At 67.9% G+C, this 16,511-nt stretch carries 15 protein-coding genes and 1 tRNA gene; 11 read left to right on the top strand and 5 right to left on the bottom strand.

Annotated elements, in window-relative coordinates; all coding sequences use genetic code 11:
• Nucleotide 1: 1 nt before the first annotated feature.
• From rodA to KBY57_RS08805, 7 genes are all read left to right on the top strand, one after another.
• Nucleotides 2-1,279 (top strand): rod shape-determining protein RodA, encoded by a 1,278-nt coding sequence (rodA, locus tag KBY57_RS08835; protein ID WP_254995479.1) that lies wholly within the window; start codon nt 2-4, stop codon nt 1,277-1,279.
• Nucleotides 1,276-2,643, top strand: a complete 1,368-nt coding sequence (locus tag KBY57_RS08830; protein WP_254995478.1) for a sensor histidine kinase — start codon at nt 1,276-1,278, stop codon at nt 2,641-2,643. Before rodA ends, KBY57_RS08830 begins: the two co-directional genes overlap by 4 nt.
• A gap of 106 nt (nt 2,644-2,749) precedes the next feature.
• Nucleotides 2,750-3,181: a photosystem I reaction center subunit II PsaD gene (locus KBY57_RS08825; protein ID WP_254995477.1), complete on the top strand. Its 432-nt coding sequence runs from the start codon at nt 2,750-2,752 to the stop codon at nt 3,179-3,181.
• A 64-nt stretch (nt 3,182-3,245) separates the two neighbouring features.
• On the top strand, nt 3,246-4,799 hold the full coding sequence (locus tag KBY57_RS08820; RefSeq protein ID WP_254995476.1) for an anthranilate synthase component I family protein: 1,554 nt from the start codon (nt 3,246-3,248) through the stop codon (nt 4,797-4,799).
• Nucleotides 4,796-5,974, top strand: coding sequence for a glutamate--cysteine ligase (gshA, locus tag KBY57_RS08815; RefSeq protein WP_254995475.1), 1,179 nt, complete (start codon nt 4,796-4,798; stop codon nt 5,972-5,974). The genes KBY57_RS08820 and gshA overlap by 4 nt, the downstream gene beginning before the upstream one ends.
• 44 nt (nt 5,975-6,018) lie before the next feature.
• Nucleotides 6,019-8,967: a phosphoenolpyruvate carboxylase gene (ppc, locus tag KBY57_RS08810; protein ID WP_254995474.1), complete on the top strand. Its 2,949-nt coding sequence runs from the start codon at nt 6,019-6,021 to the stop codon at nt 8,965-8,967.
• Between the two features lie 20 nt (nt 8,968-8,987).
• On the top strand, nt 8,988-9,446 hold the full coding sequence (locus KBY57_RS08805; protein ID WP_254995473.1) for an N-acetyltransferase: 459 nt from the start codon (nt 8,988-8,990) through the stop codon (nt 9,444-9,446).
• A gap of 112 nt (nt 9,447-9,558) precedes the next feature.
• On the opposite strand, the gene KBY57_RS08800 is transcribed toward KBY57_RS08805, so the two are convergent.
• A tRNA-Arg gene (locus KBY57_RS08800) sits at nt 9,559-9,632 on the bottom strand.
• A gap of 49 nt (nt 9,633-9,681) precedes the next feature.
• On the opposite strand from KBY57_RS08800, the gene recF reads away from it, so the two are divergent.
• On the top strand, nt 9,682-10,809 hold the full coding sequence (recF, locus tag KBY57_RS08795; protein WP_409996434.1) for a DNA replication/repair protein RecF: 1,128 nt from the start codon (nt 9,682-9,684) through the stop codon (nt 10,807-10,809).
• Between the two features lie 52 nt (nt 10,810-10,861).
• Entirely contained in the window at nt 10,862-11,368 is a 507-nt protein-coding gene (gene speD / locus KBY57_RS08790) for an adenosylmethionine decarboxylase (RefSeq protein WP_254987924.1), read from the top strand.
• A gap of 40 nt (nt 11,369-11,408) precedes the next feature.
• On the opposite strand, the gene larE is transcribed toward speD, so the two are convergent.
• Nucleotides 11,409-12,275 (bottom strand): ATP-dependent sacrificial sulfur transferase LarE, encoded by an 867-nt coding sequence (gene larE, locus KBY57_RS08785; protein ID WP_254995472.1) that lies wholly within the window; start codon nt 12,273-12,275, stop codon nt 11,409-11,411.
• Nucleotides 12,276-12,338: 63 nt separating this feature from the next.
• Here larE and KBY57_RS08780 point away from each other — a divergent pair, with 63 nt between their 5' ends.
• On the top strand, nt 12,339-13,487 hold the full coding sequence (locus KBY57_RS08780; protein ID WP_254995471.1) for a cob(I)yrinic acid a,c-diamide adenosyltransferase: 1,149 nt from the start codon (nt 12,339-12,341) through the stop codon (nt 13,485-13,487).
• A gap of 9 nt (nt 13,488-13,496) precedes the next feature.
• On the opposite strand, the gene moeB is transcribed toward KBY57_RS08780, so the two are convergent.
• Complete coding sequence (gene moeB, locus KBY57_RS08775; protein WP_254995470.1) at nt 13,497-14,669, bottom strand: molybdopterin-synthase adenylyltransferase MoeB; 1,173 nt, start codon at nt 14,667-14,669, stop codon at nt 13,497-13,499.
• A gap of 11 nt (nt 14,670-14,680) precedes the next feature.
• Entirely contained in the window at nt 14,681-15,145 is a 465-nt protein-coding gene (locus KBY57_RS08770; RefSeq protein WP_254995469.1) for a M67 family metallopeptidase, read from the bottom strand.
• A 46-nt stretch (nt 15,146-15,191) separates the two neighbouring features.
• Here KBY57_RS08770 and KBY57_RS08765 point away from each other — a divergent pair, with 46 nt between their 5' ends.
• A complete protein-coding gene (locus tag KBY57_RS08765; RefSeq protein ID WP_254995468.1) occupies nt 15,192-15,578 on the top strand; it encodes a CAAD domain-containing protein in 387 nt (128 codons plus the stop codon).
• Here the strand turns inward: KBY57_RS08765 and KBY57_RS08760 are convergent.
• Complete coding sequence (locus KBY57_RS08760) at nt 15,575-16,480, bottom strand: fructosamine kinase family protein (protein WP_254995467.1); 906 nt, start codon at nt 16,478-16,480, stop codon at nt 15,575-15,577. The genes KBY57_RS08765 and KBY57_RS08760 overlap by 4 nt on opposite strands.
• Nucleotides 16,481-16,511 lie beyond the last annotated feature (31 nt).

The following is a 16,511-nucleotide window of genomic DNA, read 5'->3' as shown; positions in this document are numbered from 1 at the left end:
GATGCTGGGCCAGTGGGGACGGCGAAAAAATCGATTCTTCCGCAGCCGCGGCCGGAAGAAGAGCCCTCTGGCCGACGTCGACCTCATCCTCTGGGGGATCCCCTGGGCCATGGTGGCGCTGGCAGGGATCCTGATCGCCAGCACCCAGCGCCAAGCGGATTACGCCGATTGGTACCAGCACTGGGTGACGGCTGCGGTGGGCATGGTGGTGGCCCTGCTGCTGGCGCGACTGCCGCTGGAGCGCCTGATCCCCTGGAAGTGGCCGATCTACGGCGCCATGGTGGCCAGCCTGATCGCCGTGCGGATCGTGGGCACCAGCGCCCTGGGCGCCCAGAGCTGGATCAACATCGGTGGCTTCTACGTGCAGCCTTCGGAATTCGCCAAGGTGGGCGCAATCCTCCTGCTGGCCGGCGTGCTGGCCCGGCATCCGGTGGATCGCCCGGTCGACCTGGTGCGTCCTGTGGGTCTGATCGCCCTCCCCTGGCTGCTGGTGTTCGTGCAGCCCGACCTGGGCAGCTCCCTGGTGTTTGGAGCCGTGCTGCTGGTGATGCTGTTCTGGGCGGGGATGCCTGGGGCATGGGTGCTGTTGCTGCTCTCTCCCCTAGTAGCGGCCATCGTGGCCGGCACCCTGCCCTGGCTGCTGCTGGGCTGGATTCCGCTGATGGGCTGGCTGGCCTGGACGAGCCTGCCCTGGAAACGGGTGGCCCTGGCCATCAGCCTGGCGGTGCAGGGGGTGTTCGCAGTGGCGACCCCGTGGCTGTGGGAACACGGCCTACGGCCGCACCAGCGGGCTCGCCTCACCCTCTTTCTTGATCCTGCCCAGGATCCCCTCGGTGGCGGCTACCACCTGCTGCAGAGCACCGTGGGCATTGGCTCGGGCCAAATCTGGGGCACTGGGCTGATGCATGGCTCCCTCACCAAACTGCGCTTCATCCCTGAGCAGCACACGGATTTCATCTTCAGCGCCCTCGGCGAGGAAACGGGCTTTCTCGGCTCAGTGCTGGTGGTAGCCGGGTTTGTGCTGCTGATGTGGCGGCTGCTGCAGATCGCCGGACGGGCCCGCAGCGACTACGAAGCACTGGTGGTGGTGGGAATCGGCGCGATGCTGATGTTCCAGGTGGTGGTGAACATCAACATGACGATCGGACTGGGACCGATCACCGGCATCCCGTTGCCCTGGCTCAGTTATGGGCGGTCGGCCATGCTCGTCAACTTCATTTCCCTCGGCCTGTGTGCCTCCGTGGCACGCCGCGGCCGCACGGCCCAGGGGCGCTGGTGAGCCTGGCCGACCTGCGACGGTGCCTGGCCGAGGGCGTGCCAGCCGGTGTCGGCAGCGAAGACACCGTGCGGCGCCAGTGGTGGGCAGCCCTGGCCACCCTGCAGGAGGACTTCCTGCTGCAGGGCCAGCCCCTCTACGGACTGTGGCTGGCCGCCCCCCTGCCCGCGCTCTACGAACCGGCCCTCTTGCAGCAGCTCCAGGGCTGGGTGTGGGCCCCGCGCGAGCTCGACGACTTGCTACCCGGCTCTGCACCGCTGCTACCCGGAGCGGGTAGGGCCGCCAGCATGGGTGGGTTCCAGCGGCTGGTGCTGGAGGAAGACGACGGCACCGATCCGCTGCTGCTGGTGATCACCCCCCAGCTGCAGGTGGCGCTCTGCCTGGATGGCCCGCCCGAAGGCCGGCGCCTGATCGTTCGCTTCGACCCGGCAGCTCTTTCGGAAGCTCTGCGGCTGATCCACGAACGGCTGCTGGCCCGCGACCCGGAAGCCTCGTCGTCGCTGCGCAGCGCCCTGCAACGGCTGGGCCCCCTGCGCAGCGACGACCAGTTGGGCCTGCGCTTCTGGCCGCGGATGGGCGAACGGCTGGCCGCGATGGCCCCCAGCCTCACCCTGCAACCCCTGGTGCACGGCGGCACAGCGCGGGATCGCCCCGGCGGCGACACCCCCCGAGCCATCAGCAGCGAACTGGCCCTGCTGGAGGCCCTCACCCATGAAGTGCGCACGCCGCTGGCCACGATTCGCACCCTGATCCGCTCTTTGCTGCGGCGCGGTGATCTCTCGCCTGTGGTGCGCCAGCGCCTGGAGCAGATCGACAGCGAATGCAGCGAGCAGATTGACCGGTTTGGGTTGATCTTTCTGGCGGCTGAACTGCAGCGGCAACCGAGCGGCGAGGCCCCCCTCGAGAATCACGCCCTCGCCCGCACCGACCTCAGCCAGGTGCTGCGCCAGCACCAGGAGCTGTGGCAGCGGCAGCTGGCCCGCCGGGGCCTGGAGCTGGAGCTGGAGATCGCCGCAGGCCTATCGCCGGTGCTGAGCGATCCGGCCCGTCTGGAAACCACGCTGGGCGGCCTGATCGACCGGTTCAGCCGCGGCCTGCCCAGCGGCAGCCGCGTGACCGTGAGCCTGCTGCCAGCGGGGGCACGGCTGAAGCTGCAACTCAACAGCGAGGGCCACCGCCTCGAGGACACCGCCTCCGCAGAGGACAGTGAACAGCGGGAGTTGGTGGGGCCGGTGCTGAGCTGGAATCCCGCCACCGGCAGCCTGCAGCTCAGCCGCCAGGCCACCCAGCGGTTGTTCCATCGCCTCGGCGGCCGCCTGACGGAACGCAGCGGCAGCGGCCTCACCGTGTTCTTTCCCGTGTGCTGAAGATCCGACGGGAGGAGCCGTTTGTTGACGGGTGTGAAGACTGCAGCAGAAGCCGGGATGGGGCCAAAACCACGGTGCTAGCTTCCGGCTGAAACGATCCAAAGCCATGGCAGCTACGGCGCTCAGCGGTCAACTCCCGAAGTACATCGGCAGCACCGGCGGCCTGCTGAACTCCGCTGAGACCGAGGAGAAATACGCCATCACCTGGACCAGCCCCAAGGAACAGGTGTTTGAGCTGCCCACCGGTGGTGCCGCCCACATGAATGCGGGCGAAAACCTGATGTATTTCGCCCGCAAGGAGCAGTGCCTGGCGCTCGGCACCCAGCTGCGCACCAAGTTCAAGCCCCGGATCGAGGACTACAAGATCTACCGGATTTTCCCCGGCGGCGACACCGAGTTCCTGCACCCCAAAGACGGCGTCTTCCCCGAGAAGGTCAACGAAGGCCGCGCCATGGTGGGCCATAACCCCCGCCGGATCGGTGCCAACCCCAATCCCGCCAACCTCAAGTTCACGGGCAAGAACACCTTCGACGCCTGAGCAGCGTCGATCAACCCCTATAAAGGCGGGGCCAGGCGCCCCGTTTTTTTTGCCTGCCCGCCCGATGCCCAGCCCCGATCGCGATGGCCTTGCCCAGCAGGCGTTCCTCGAGGCGGTGGCGGCTGGCAACAGCTTCATTCCCCTCTGGAAATGCTGGCCCGCCGACCTGGAAACACCGCTCACCACCTGGCTGAAGGTGGGCGCCCACCACGACCACGGCGCACTGCTGGAGTCGGTGGAGGGCGGTGAGCGGATCGGCCGCTGGAGCTTCGTGGTCAGCGACCCCCTCTGGACCCTCACCAGCCGCGGGGAGCGCTCGGAGCGCCGCTGGCGCGACGGCCGCTGCGAGCCGTTGCAGGGCAACCCCTTCACCCTGCTGCGCCAGTGCCTGGAGCCCCTAACCAGCGCCCCGATCCCCGGCCTCCCGCCGGTGGGGCAATTGTTTGGCTTCTGGGGCTATGAGCTGATCCGCTGGATCGAGCCGAGCGTGCCGGTGCACCAGGCCCCGGAGGGTGCTCCGCCGGATGGCTGCTGGATGCTGGCCGACAGCCTGCTGGTGTTCGACCAGGTCAAGCGCCAGATCACCGCCGTGGCCTATGCCGACCTGAGCGGCGGCCAGGATCCCCAGGCTGCCTACGCCGCCGCCGCCGCCCGCATCGCCGCCCTGGAGGAGCGCATGCATGGCCCCCTGCCAGACAGCGTCACCCCCCTGCGCTGGCACGATGCCAGCGCCCGTGAAATCGCCAGCGCCCTCACCACCGGCAGCAACGTGGGCCAGGCAGCCTTCGAAGCCGCCGTGCGCCGTGGGGCAGAGCACATCGAAGTGGGCGATGTGTTCCAGCTGGTGCTGAGCCAGCGGCTGGAAACCCGCATCGATCGCGATCCCTTCGAGCTCTACCGCAGCCTGCGGATGGTGAATCCATCGCCCTACATGGCGTTCTTCAACTTCGGCGGCTGGTATCTGATCGGCTCGAGCCCCGAGGTGATGGTGAAGGCCGAACCCACCGCGAATGGGGCCGTGAAAGCCTCCCTGCGGCCAATCGCCGGCACCCGCCCGCGGGGCGCCAATGAAGCCGAAGATCTGGCCCTGGAGGCCGACCTGCTGGCCGATCCCAAGGAACGGGCCGAGCACGTGATGCTGGTGGATCTGGGCCGCAACGACCTGGGCCGCGTCTGCCAGCCCGGCACCGTCCAGGTGAGCGATCTGATGGTGATCGAGCGCTATTCCCACGTGATGCACATCGTCAGCCAGGTGGAGGGTCTGCTGGCAGAGGGCCAAACGGTATGGGACCTGCTAATGGCCTCATTCCCTGCCGGCACCGTCAGCGGCGCCCCCAAGATCCGGGCGATGCAGCTGATCCATGCTCTGGAGCCAGATGCCCGCGGCCCCTATTCAGGGGTGTATGGCGGCGTCGACCTGGCCGGCGCCCTCAACACCGCCATCACCATCCGCACCATGGTGGTGCTGCCCCATCCCGAGGGGGGCTGGCGCGTGCAAGTGCAAGCCGGCGCCGGCGTGGTGGCCGATTCCAAGCCCGAAGCCGAATACCAGGAAACCCTCAACAAAGCCCGGGGCATGTTGAAGGCCCTGGCCTGTCTGCTGCCAGCCCAGCCATGAGCACGCCTCTTTTGCTGAAGGGTTTTGAGGTGGAGCTGTACACCGGCCGGTCCGACGGCACGGTGGTGGGCTGCTCGGCCGAGGCGGCGGCGGCCCTGGAGGGCTTCGTGACCGAGCCGGACCACCGCAACCTCGAATACATCACTCCCCCGGATGCCAGCTACGCCCGCCAGCTGCAGCTGCTGCTCGAGCCGCGCCAACGGCTGCGCCACTGGCTGGCGGGCCGCCAACTCACCCTGCTGCCCGGCAGCACCCTGAGCCTGGGCGACAGCCACCGCTTCGAGCGCTCCGACCCCAACAACCCTTACCACGGCTACATCGAAACCACCTACGGCACCAAGGTGGTGACCGCCAGCGTGCACATCAACCTGGGGCTGAACGCCATGGAGCCCCTGTTTGCCGGGCTGCGGCTGATGCGCTGCGAGGCGGCCCTGCTGCTGGCCCTCAGTGCCAGCTCACCGTTTCTCGATGGGGCCGCCACCGGCGCCCACTCCCAGCGCTGGCTGCAGTTTCCGCTGACGCCCGCGGATGTGCCCCTGTTTCTGGACCACCAGCACTACATCCGCTGGATGGGGCAGCAACTGGAGCTGGGCACGATGCAGAACGTGCGCCACCTCTGGACGTCGGTACGGCCCAATGGCGACAACCGGCCCCACGACCTCAACCGGCTGGAGATCCGCATCTGCGATCTGGTGACCGATCCGCTGGTGCTGCTGGCCATCACGGCCTACGCCGAACTGCGCCTGCAGCAGTTGTTGCGCGACCCGAAGCACGACGACCCACTGCAGGCCAGCCGGCTGAGCCCCGCCCAACTGGCCGAGCTGGCGGATGCCAACGACCGCGCCGCAGCCCGCTCCAGCCTGGATGCCACGCTGCACCACTGGCGCGACGGGGCGCCGGTGATCGCCCGCCACTGGCTGCGCGAACAACTAGCGGAGCTGGCGCCTCTGGCCGATGAGCTTGGCCTGGGCGCCGTGCTGGCCCCCCTGCAGAACGTTCTCGACAGCGGCAATCAAGCCATGCGCTGGCTGGCGGGGCAGGGAGCCGGCCTTTCCATCGAGGAGCTCCTCAGCCGGGAGATCCAGGCGATGGCCGACCAGGAAACGGCCCTGCTGGAGGCGACTGGACTGCTGGACGCAACTGGCACAGTCGGAGTGCCGCATCCTTTGGGATGATCATGGATTCTCTTGCTGCCGATCCGGCTCCCATGCGGCAGTCCATGCCCACCCCGCCCGCCTCGCAACGGGTCACCCGCCTGCTGGGCGAGCGCCTGGAGCTGGTCGAAGACCTGTGGGAAACCGTGCTGCGCAGCGAATGCCCCCCGGGGCAGGCGGAGCGGCTGCTGCGCCTGAAGCACCTCAGCGACCCCAGTGAAGGGGAAGACAGCACTGGCGGCGATGCCAGCAGCGCGATCGTGCAGCTGATCCGGGAGATGGATCTGGCCGAAGCGATCGCCGCGGCCCGGGCGTTCTCCCTCTATTTCCAGCTGGTCAACATTCTCGAGCAGCACATCGAAGAGGACAGCTACCTCGACAGCCTCAAAAACCAGGACAGCTGCCCCAGCGACCCCTTCCTGCCGGCGCTGGCGAACCAGACCGACCCCGCCACCTTCCGCCAGCTGTTCGAGCGGCTGCGCAGCCTGAATGTGCCTCCAGCCCAGCTGGAAAACCTGCTGCGCACCCTTGACCTGCGGCTGGTGTTCACGGCCCACCCCACCGAGATTGTGCGCCACACGGTGCGGCACAAACAGCGGCGGGTGGCCACGCTGATCCAGAAGCTGGAGCAGGGCAGCGGCCTCAACAGCCTGGAGCGCCAGAGCCTGCGGCTGCAGCTGGAGGAGGAGATCCGGCTGTGGTGGCGCACCGACGAACTGCACCAGTTCAAACCCACGGTGCTCGATGAGGTCGACTACGCCCTGCACTACTTCCAGCAGGTGCTCTTTGATGCCATGCCGCAGCTGCGCGACCGGATTCGCGCCGCCCTGAAGGTCAGCTACCCCGACGTGGAGCCGCCGCGGGATGCGTTCTGCACCTTCGGCTCCTGGGTCGGTTCGGACCGGGACGGCAACCCCTCGGTCACCCCGGACATCACCTGGCGGACCGCCTGCTATCAGCGGCAGCTGATGCTGGAGCGCTACATCAAGGCGGTGACGGAGCTGCGCGACCAGCTCAGCATCTCGATGCAGTGGAGCCAGGTGAGCCCGGCCCTGCTCGAATCGCTGGAGATGGACCGGCTGCGCTTCCCCGAGATCTACGAGGAACGGGCGGCCCGCTACCGACTCGAGCCCTACCGGCTCAAGCTCAGTTACACCCTGGAGCGTCTGCGGCTGACCCACCAGCGCAACCAGCAGCTGGCCGATGCGGGCTGGGAATCACCCTGTGACGGCAGTGCCCCGCCGCCGCCGATGGGGGGCAGCTTGACGCCTCCAGCCTCCCAGGAGCTGCACTACAGCACGGTCGATGAGTTTCGCAACGACCTGGAGCTGATCCAGGACAGCCTCGAAGGCACCGGCCTCAGCTGCGAGTTGCTGCAGCACCTGATCAGCCAAGCCCAGATCTTCGCCTTCTGCCTGGCCAGCCTCGACATCCGCCAGGAGAGCACCCGCCACAGCGACGCCCTCGACGAACTCAGCCGCTACCTGCAGCTGGCCGTGCCCTACGGGGAGATGGACGAGCAGCAGCGGGTGGAGTGGCTGCTGACGGAGCTGCAGACCCGCCGGCCCCTGCTGCCGCCCGCGGCCCAGTGGAGCGCTGCCGCGGCGGAAACCTTTGCGGTGTTCCGCATGCTGCAGCGGCTGCAGCAGGAATTCGGCTCCCGGATCTGCCGCACCTATGTGATCTCGATGAGTCACACGGTGTCCGACCTGCTGGAGGTGCTGCTGGTGGCCAAGGAGGCCGGCCTGGTCGACCCGATGGCCCAGAAAGCCGGCTTGCTGGTGGTGCCGCTATTTGAAACGGTCGAAGATCTTCAGGGGGCCCCGGCGGTGATGGGCACCCTGTTCCGCCATCCCTTCTACCGGGCGTTGCTGGCCAGCGATGGCGGCCAGCCCCTGCAGGAAGTGATGCTGGGCTACTCCGACAGCAACAAGGATTCCGGTTTCCTCTCCAGCAACTGGGAGATCCACAAAGCCCAGATCGCCCTGCAGCGGCTGGCGATCGAGCACGGGATCGCCCTGCGCATCTTTCACGGCCGCGGCGGCTCGGTGGGCCGGGGCGGCGGGCCTGCCTACCAGGCGATCCTGGCCCAGCCCAGTGGCACCCTCAGCGGCCGGATCAAGATCACCGAGCAGGGAGAGGTGCTGGCCTCGAAATACTCCCTACCGGAGCTGGCGCTCTACAACCTGGAGACGGTCACCACCGCCGTGCTGCAAAACAGCCTGGTGAGCACCCCCGTCGACGACACCCCCAGCTGGAATGACCTGATGGGTCGGCTGGCGGCCCGCTCCCGCGACCACTACCGGGCCCTGGTGCATGACAATCCCGACCTGGTGGCCTTCTTCCAGCAGGTGACGCCGATCGAAGAGATCAGCAAGCTGCAGATCTCCAGCCGCCCGGCCCGCCGCAAAGGTGGCGCCAAAGACCTCTCAAGCCTGCGGGCCATTCCCTGGGTGTTCGGCTGGACCCAGAGCCGCTTCCTGCTGCCCAGTTGGTTTGGGGTGGGGGCCGCCCTGCAGGAGGAGCTCCACCAGGACCCCGGCCAGATGGAGCTGCTGCGGCTGCTGTATCAGCGCTGGCCGTTTTTCCGCATGCTGATCTCCAAGGTGGAGATGACCCTCTCCAAGGTTGATCTGGATCTGGCCCACCACTACGTCCAGGCCCTGGGCCGCAGCGAACACCGCGAGGCCTTTGAGCACATCTTCCAGGTGATTGCCGCCGAATTCGTGCTCACCCGGGATCTGGTGCTGGCGATCTCCGGCCACAGCCGGCTCCTGGATGGCGATCCGGCGCTGCAGCTGTCGGTGGATCTGCGCAACCGCACGATCATTCCCCTGGGCTTCCTGCAGGTGGCCCTGCTGCGGCGACTACGCGACCAAAACCGCCAACCACCGATGAGCGAAGCGGCGGCCGCCACCAGCGACGATGGCCGCACCTACAGCCGCAGCGAACTGCTGAGGGGGGCCCTGCTCACCATCAACGGCATCGCGGCGGGCATGCGCAACACCGGCTAAACCCAGCTCTGGACTCCCTCTTGATCCCCTTCCGCAGCCAGCCCCCAACCCCGCGCCTACGGGAGGGCTATCGCCTGCTGGCCGAAGGGGCGCCCAGCCCTGAATCCCTCAATCGACTCCTGCTGGCCAGTGGCGATCAGCCGCGCCCGGCCGAGCGCTGGCAGCGGGTGCTGGAGCGCAGCCTCTGGCACCTGGCCGTGGCCGCCCCCGATGGGCAACTGGTGGGCTTCGTGCGTGCCACCAGTGATCTGGCCCTCAACGCCAACCTCTGGGACCTCTGTGCCGATCCAGCCGATCCTGGCCAGAGCGAGATCCTGGCGGTGCTGGTGCATGGCGCCCTGGGACGGCTGCGCCGTGAGCTGGCGGGGTGCAGCATTTCCCTCTCCGCACCACCGGAAGCCCTCACGGCCCTGGAGCGCTATGGCTTTGCTGTGGATCCCGGTGGCATTCGGGCGATGGGGCTGCGGCTTGAATCCTGACGGGGAGGCCGGATGCCTCCCACGTCCTCGCATCGCCAACCAAACGCGGGCTACAAAAAACCCCCAGCGCCGAGGCTTGGGCTGCCGGGGGCGCTGGGGGCTAGTGGGGTGACGAGCATGGAGGGACTCGAACCCCCGACCCTCAGAACCGGAATCTGATGCTCTATCCAACTGAGCTACATGCCCAAGGCCGAACCTCGGTGGGCTTACCTTAACCGCTCACCGCGTCTGACCCATCCGGCTGCACCGCCTGGAGCTGCTGCGTTTTCGCAATATCAGTCGACTGGAGCTGGCCCTGGAGGCTCCCCGGCTGCTGGTGATCGGTGCCAACGGCGAGGGCAAATCCAATCTGCTCGAGGCTGTGGAGTTGCTGGGTTGCCTGCGCTCCCACCGCACCGGCAGCGACCGCGACCTGATCCAGCACGGGGAGTCGAGCAGCCAGGTGCGAGCCGCCACCGGCAACGGTGATCTGCTGCAGCTCAACCTGCGCCGCAGCGGCGGGCGCACCGCCCAGCGCAATGGCAAGGTGCTGGAGCGCCAGCTCGACCTGCTGGGCTCCCTGCGCTGTGTGGGCTTCAGTGCCCTCGACCTGGAGCTGGTGCGCGGTGAACCGGCCGGTCGCCGCCTGTGGCTGGACCGGGTGGTGCTGCAACTCGAGCCTGTCTATGGCGATCTTCTGAGCCGCTATGGCCGGCTGCTGCGCCAACGCAGCCAGCTGCTGCGGCGCAGCCTGGGCGGCGGCACGCTGCAGGCCCTGCTCGACACCTTCGATCTGCAGATGGCCGTGATCGGCACCCGCCTGCACCGGCGCCGCTTCCGGGCCATTCAGCGCCTGGAGCCCCTGGCCGCCGCCTGGCAGCAACGGCTGAGCGGCGGTCGCGAACAGCTGCAGCTGCACTACCAGAGCGGCACCGCACTCAGCGGCGAGGACGCGGAAGAGCCCTGGCGCCAGGCCCTGCTCTCCCAATTGCAGCAGCAGCGCAGCGAGGAGCTGCGTTTGGGCCAATGCACGGTGGGCCCCCACCGCGACGAACTGGGGCTGAGCCTGGCGAACCAACCCGCGCGCCGCTACGGATCAGCAGGCCAGCAGCGCACCCTGGTGCTGGCCCTCAAGCTGGCCGAACTGGAACTGGTGGGCACGGTGCTGGGGGAGCCCCCCCTGCTGCTGCTCGACGATGTGCTGGCCGAGCTCGATCCGGTGCGGCAACAACTGCTGCTGGAGGCCGTGGGTGAGGGCCACCAGTGCCTGGTGAGCGCCACCCACCTGGGGGCCTTTAGCGGCGGCTGGCAGGCCCAGAGCCAGGTGGTGCAGATGCGCGCCGGGTTGCTTGAGGGGGGCGGAGCGATTGCAGCAGAGCCCTAGGCACTTTCACCGGTCCCACCACGTATGGTGGTCCACTTGTCGATCGGATTCGATGACCCAAACCCTGCCCTGCCTCCACCCGAACCCGGGATGGACTGAGGCCTCCGCAGCGACCAACCCAGCTGCCCCCCTCCCCCACCAGGTTTCCGATACGGTCGGGAAGCATTGCATTCTCGAGCTCTACGGCTGCGATAGCGCCCGGCTCGACGACGAAGCCTTCCTCAGGGACACCATCACCGCAGCAGCGAAGCGTGCCGGTGCCACCCTGCTCAACCTGATCACCCACCGTTTCGAACCCCAGGGCGTTACGGGGCTGGCCCTACTGGCCGAGTCGCACATCTCGATCCACACCTGGCCCGAATCGGGCTACGCCGCGGTTGATGTGTTCACCTGCGGCGACCACACCATGCCCGAGAAGGCCTGCGCTGTGCTCGCCGAGGAACTCGCGGCGAACGACCACAAGCTCACCAGCTTCCGTCGCGAAACGCCTTCGGCCATCGCCGGCAGCGTGCGTGATCCGCTGCGGGATCAGGCCTTCACCGCTGCGGTGACGCTCTGAGGATGACCCTCTGAGGTCGAGCCTGGTGAATCGGATCCGCTCAACCGGGGCGCTGGGCTGATGCCAGCTCCCGGTTCAGCTTGCCGCTCACCAGCCCTTCGAGGTCAAGGCCCACGGCGCTGAAGCCCAACGCCCGAAAAGCCGCCACCAGCTCCTGCCGCGGGGTGGCCTCCACCCAGAAGCTGAGGGCCTCTGCCAGCTGATCAGCAGGCAGCTCAATGCGGGCGGTCTGCCCCTGCGAGCGCACCCGCACCTGGGGCCAGCCGGCGGCCAGCAGCCAGGCTTCGGCCGCCGCCACCCGCTGCAGCCGCTCCGCCGTGATCGGCTCGCCGTAGGGGAAGCGCGACGCCAGACAGGGCTGAGCCGGCTTGTCCCACCAGGGCAGTCCCAGGGCCCGAGACAGCTGGCGCACCCCGGCCTTATCGAGGCCCACTTCGGCCAGGGGGGAGCGCACGCCGAACTCGCGGGCGGCCTGGATGCCGGGCCGGTGGTCGCCGAGGTCATCGGCATTGACGCCATCGACCACGCTCGCACCATCGGCCGCCGCGGCAATCGGCGCCAACAGGCGGTGCAGCTCCCGCTTGCAGGCGTAACAGCGCTGCTCGGGATTGCTGGCATAGGCCGGATCCTCCAGCTCCGCCGTAGCGATCTCGCGGTGGCGGATCCGCAACCAGCGGGCCTGCTCCTGAGCCTCGGCCCGCAGATGGGGGGCCAGAGCGGGTGACACCCCGGTGATGGCCAGGGCCGCCTCGCCCCGTTGCTCCACGGCCAGGGCCGCCACCAACGCACTGTCGACGCCGCCGGAATAGGCCACCACCACCTGATCGAGGGCCGCCAGCTGCTGACGCAGGGCGGTCAGAGCTCCGTCCAGCGGCGGCGGCAGCGGTTCAAGCAGGGAGAAGTGCATCAAGCCCGGAATCCAGCCCCGATCCTGGCAACCCCAACCCAACGGCGCCGGTAACATCGCCCCATGAGCAGCACCCAGACGCCGCAGCGGGGCACGGGCCGGGGCATCGGCATCCGCACGGCGGCCGGCAGCGATGAGCGGGCCCATGGCCAGCTGCACGTGTACGACGGCGACGGCAAGGGCAAGAGCCAGGCCGCCCTGGGGGTGGTGCTGCGCACGATTGGCCTGGGCATCTGCGAGCAGAAACGCACCCGGGTGTTGCTGCTGCGCTTCCTCAAAGGGCCAGGCCGGGCCTACGACGAAGACGCCGCCATCGAGGCCCTGCAGCAGGGTTTCCCCCATCTGATCGACCAGGTTCGCACCGGCCGCGGGGACTTCTTCAGCGCCGAGGAAGTGACCAAATTCGACCGGCAGGAGGCCCAGCGCGGCTGGGACATCGCCAAGGGCGCCATCGCCAGCGACCTCTACTCCGTGGTGGTGCTCGATGAGCTCAACCCGGTGCTGGACCTGGGGCTGCTGGACATCGACGATGTGGCCCGCACCCTGGCGGCCAAACCCGGGGGTATGGAAGTGATCTGCACCGGCCGTGGCGCCCCCCGCCCTCTGGTGCAGCTGGCCGACTTGCACTCCGAGATGCGGGCGCACCAGGGGCCCGGTGGCCTTGAGGGAGTGGAGATCTACACCGGTGAGGGCAAGGGCAAATCCACCAGTGCCCTGGGCAAGGGGCTACAGGCCATCGGCCGGGGCATCTCCCAGGACAAAAGCCACCGGGTGCTGATCCTGCAATGGCTTAAGGGCGGCGCCGGTTACACCGAAGATGCCGCCATCGCCGCCCTGCGCGAGAGCTATCCCCACCTGGTGGATCACCTGCGTTCGGGGCGCGACGCGATTGTGTGGCGCGGCCAGCAGCAGCCGATCGACTACATCGAAGCGGAGCGCGCCTGGGAGATCGCCCGGGCCGCGATTTCGAGCGGCCTCTACAAAACGGTGATCCTCGATGAGATCAACCCCACGGTGGATCTGGAGCTACTGCCGGTGGAGCCGATCGTGCAGACCCTGCTGCGCAAGCCCGCCGAAACCGAAGTGATTCTCACCGGCCGCTGCAAAAACCGACCCGCCTACTTCGACCTGGCCTCCGTGCACTCCGAGATGGTGTGCCACAAGCACTACGCCGAGCGCGGCGTCGACCTCAAGCGCGGGGTCGATTACTGAGGGCAAGGCTCAGTAGCGCGGCACGCTGGAATCCACGTCCTGGCTCCAGGCATCGATGCCACCGGCCACATTGATGCCCTCGATGCCGTGGCGCTTGAGGGCGATCAGGGCCTTGGCGCTGCGGCCCCCCAGCTTGCAGTGGGCATACAGCGTTTTACCAGCGGCCAATTGCTGAATACGCTCCACAGCGGTGCCGTTCTCGATCTGATCCAAGGGAATCAGCTCCGCGCCAGGGATCACCGCGATCTCCGCCTCGGGCGGGTTGCGCACGTCGATCAGCACCAGGCCAGAGGTGTCGCCATCGAGCAGCACCTTGAGCTCAATGGCGCTGATGCTCTCCACTGCACCCGCCTCTTCCTGGCCGGGGGCGCTGCCGCCCACCCCGCAGAACTCCTGGTAGTCGATCAGCGTGTCGATCACCGGCCGCTCGGGGTTGGGCCGCAGCTTCAGCTCCCGAAACTTCATGCCCAGGGCATCGAACAACAGCAGGCGGCCGCTGAGGGTGGTGCCGATGCCGGTGATGATCTTCACCGCTTCGGTGGCCTGAATCACACCGATGATCCCGGGCAACACGCCCACCACGCCGCCCTCGGCGCAGGAGGGCACCATGCCAGGCGGCGGCGGCTCGGGAAACAGGTCGCGGTAGTTGGGGCTTTCGGCATCCAGGTTGAACACCGTGGCCTGGCCCTCGAAGCGGAAGATCGAGCCGTACACGTTGGGCTTGCCCAGCAGCACGCAGGCATCGTTCACCAGATAGCGGGTGGGGAAGTTGTCCGTGCCGTCGCAGACGATGTCGTACGGGCGGATGATCTCCAGGGCGTTGTCGCTGGTGAGGGCCGTTTCGTAGAGATCCACCTGGCAATGGGGGTTGATCTCGAGGATGCGGGCCTTGGCCGATTCGATCTTGGGCTTGCCCACCCAGCTGGTGCCGTGAATCACCTGGCGCTGCAGGTTGGAGTGATCCACCACATCGAAATCGACGATGCCGATCCGGCCCACACCGGCCGCAGCGAGATACAGCAAGAGCGGCGAGCCGAGGCCACCCGTGCCCACGCACAGCACCGAAGAGGCCTTGAGCCGCTTCTGCCCTTCCATGCCCACCTCGGGCAGGATCAGGTGCCGGGCAAAACGGGCCACCTCATCGGGGCAGAGCTGAACGCCGCTGGTGTCGGGAGGAAGCATGGCCTCTTGGATCAGCTCTCCATTCTCCATGGCAAGCGCTGGGGCTGGGCGGGCGGCTCCGGCAGCCACCAGGCCACCAGCTCCTGGTCCTGCTCCGGCGTCTGGTGCTGGCTACCCGCGCCGAGGATCACCATCAGCGCCGGCAAGGCACTGAGGCGGCAGTCACTGGCCGAGGGCACGGCCTCGCTGGTGGGGTGGCTGTGGGCCGAACCCAACAGCTCCAGGCCCCGCTGACGCCCCCACTTCTGGGCCAGCAACTGCTCACGGGGGTCAATCGCGAAGTGCCGGCAGCGTTCATTGGGCACCGGCCAAACATTGCAACAGGGCCAGACCCAATCCAGCCGCCAGCCATCTCCGAGCCGTTGGCCGAGCAACAGGGCACATCCCTCCTCGGGGCCGGCACAGGCCAGGATCTGGCGCAGAACGGTGAGCAGGCGGTGACCTGCCCTCAGCTGCACTGGCGGTTGGCAGGACACACCGATACCTTATAAAGCATTCCAACTTCAGCCCTCCGAGCGGTCCATGAGCGATACCACCCCCGACGCGGCTGAGCAGACAGCAGCCACCGAAGTGGACACGGGCGCGACCGCCGGCGAAGCCGAGGTGAGCTTCAGCGAGCGCTACAGCGAGATCCTCACCAAGGTGAATTCCACCCTCGACCAGGTGGACTGGAGCCAGATGGGCCGGATCGGCAAAGCCACCGGCGTGATCGTGGCCGTGATCGTGGCCCAGATCCTGATCAAGGGCGTGCTCGACACCATCAACCTGCTGCCGGTGGTCCCCGGCTTGCTGGAACTGCTGGGCCTGGTGGTGGTGGGTCAGTGGAGCTGGCAGAACCTCACCACCAGTGAGAAGCGCGGTGCCGTGGTGGCCAAGGTTCAGACCCTGCGCAAGGAGTATCTGGGCTAGGCCAGCTGGGCGTCGATGCTGGCCTGGGCGCGCTGGCCATAGCTACCGCCAAACAGGTTGGCGTGATTGAGCAGGTGGTAGAGGTTGTAGAGCCCAACTCGCTCCGCCGCCCCAGGCTCCAGAGGCCAGGCGGCGCCATAGCCCTCGAAAAAGGCGGGCGGGAAGCCTCCGAACAGCTGGGCCATCGCCAGATCCACCTCCCGATCCCCCCAGTAGCAAGCGGGGTCGAAGATCGCCCCGCGCCCATCGGCCAGCAGGGCGGCATTGCCGCACCACAGATCGCCGTGGACGAGGGCCGGCTGGCAGCAGTGGCCGGCCAACCACTGGGGCAGCCGCGCCAGCAGCTCCTCGGTGCCCCGCAGCGGCTGGCCACGGCGAGCCGCCCAGGCGAGCTGGGGGGCCAAGCGGCATTCGGCGAAGAACACCCCCCAATCCGGGCGCCAGCTGTTGGTTTGGGGGGCTGAGCCGATGAAGTTGTCAGCCCCCCAGCCATAGCCCTGGGCTGGAGCGCTGGCAGCGCTGGAGCGGTGCAACACGGCCAATCCATGCCCGAGCCGAAACCAGCCATCCCGGGCAACCACACCCCCTGCAGCGCCAGCCAAATCGAGCCAGCCGAGCACCAGCACGGCCTGCTCACCCTCCACGCCCCAGACCAGGGGCTCGGGGATCACCAGGCCCGTTGGGGCATGCCGAGCCAGCTGCTGCAGCCCCTCGGCTTCCGCCTCCAGCAGGGGCAGACAGGCGGCCGTGTTGGTTTTGGCAAACACCGTGCCACCGCCCGCGAGCTCGAGGCGCCAGGCCTGGTGAATGCAGCCACCGCCCACCGGCGTGCGGCCCACCACGACCTGCCCCAGCTGGCGTTGCAGCCACAGGTTGAGGGGATCCGGGGGCTCAGCCGCCATGACGCGCTGCGGATCAGGCACCTGCCAGCAT

Origin of the sequence: Cyanobium sp. Aljojuca 7D2 (genome assembly GCF_024346415.1) — a bacterium.
Classification (GTDB): domain Bacteria; phylum Cyanobacteriota; class Cyanobacteriia; order PCC-6307; family Cyanobiaceae; genus Cyanobium_A.
This window is presented reverse-complemented; position numbering and strand designations above follow the sequence as displayed.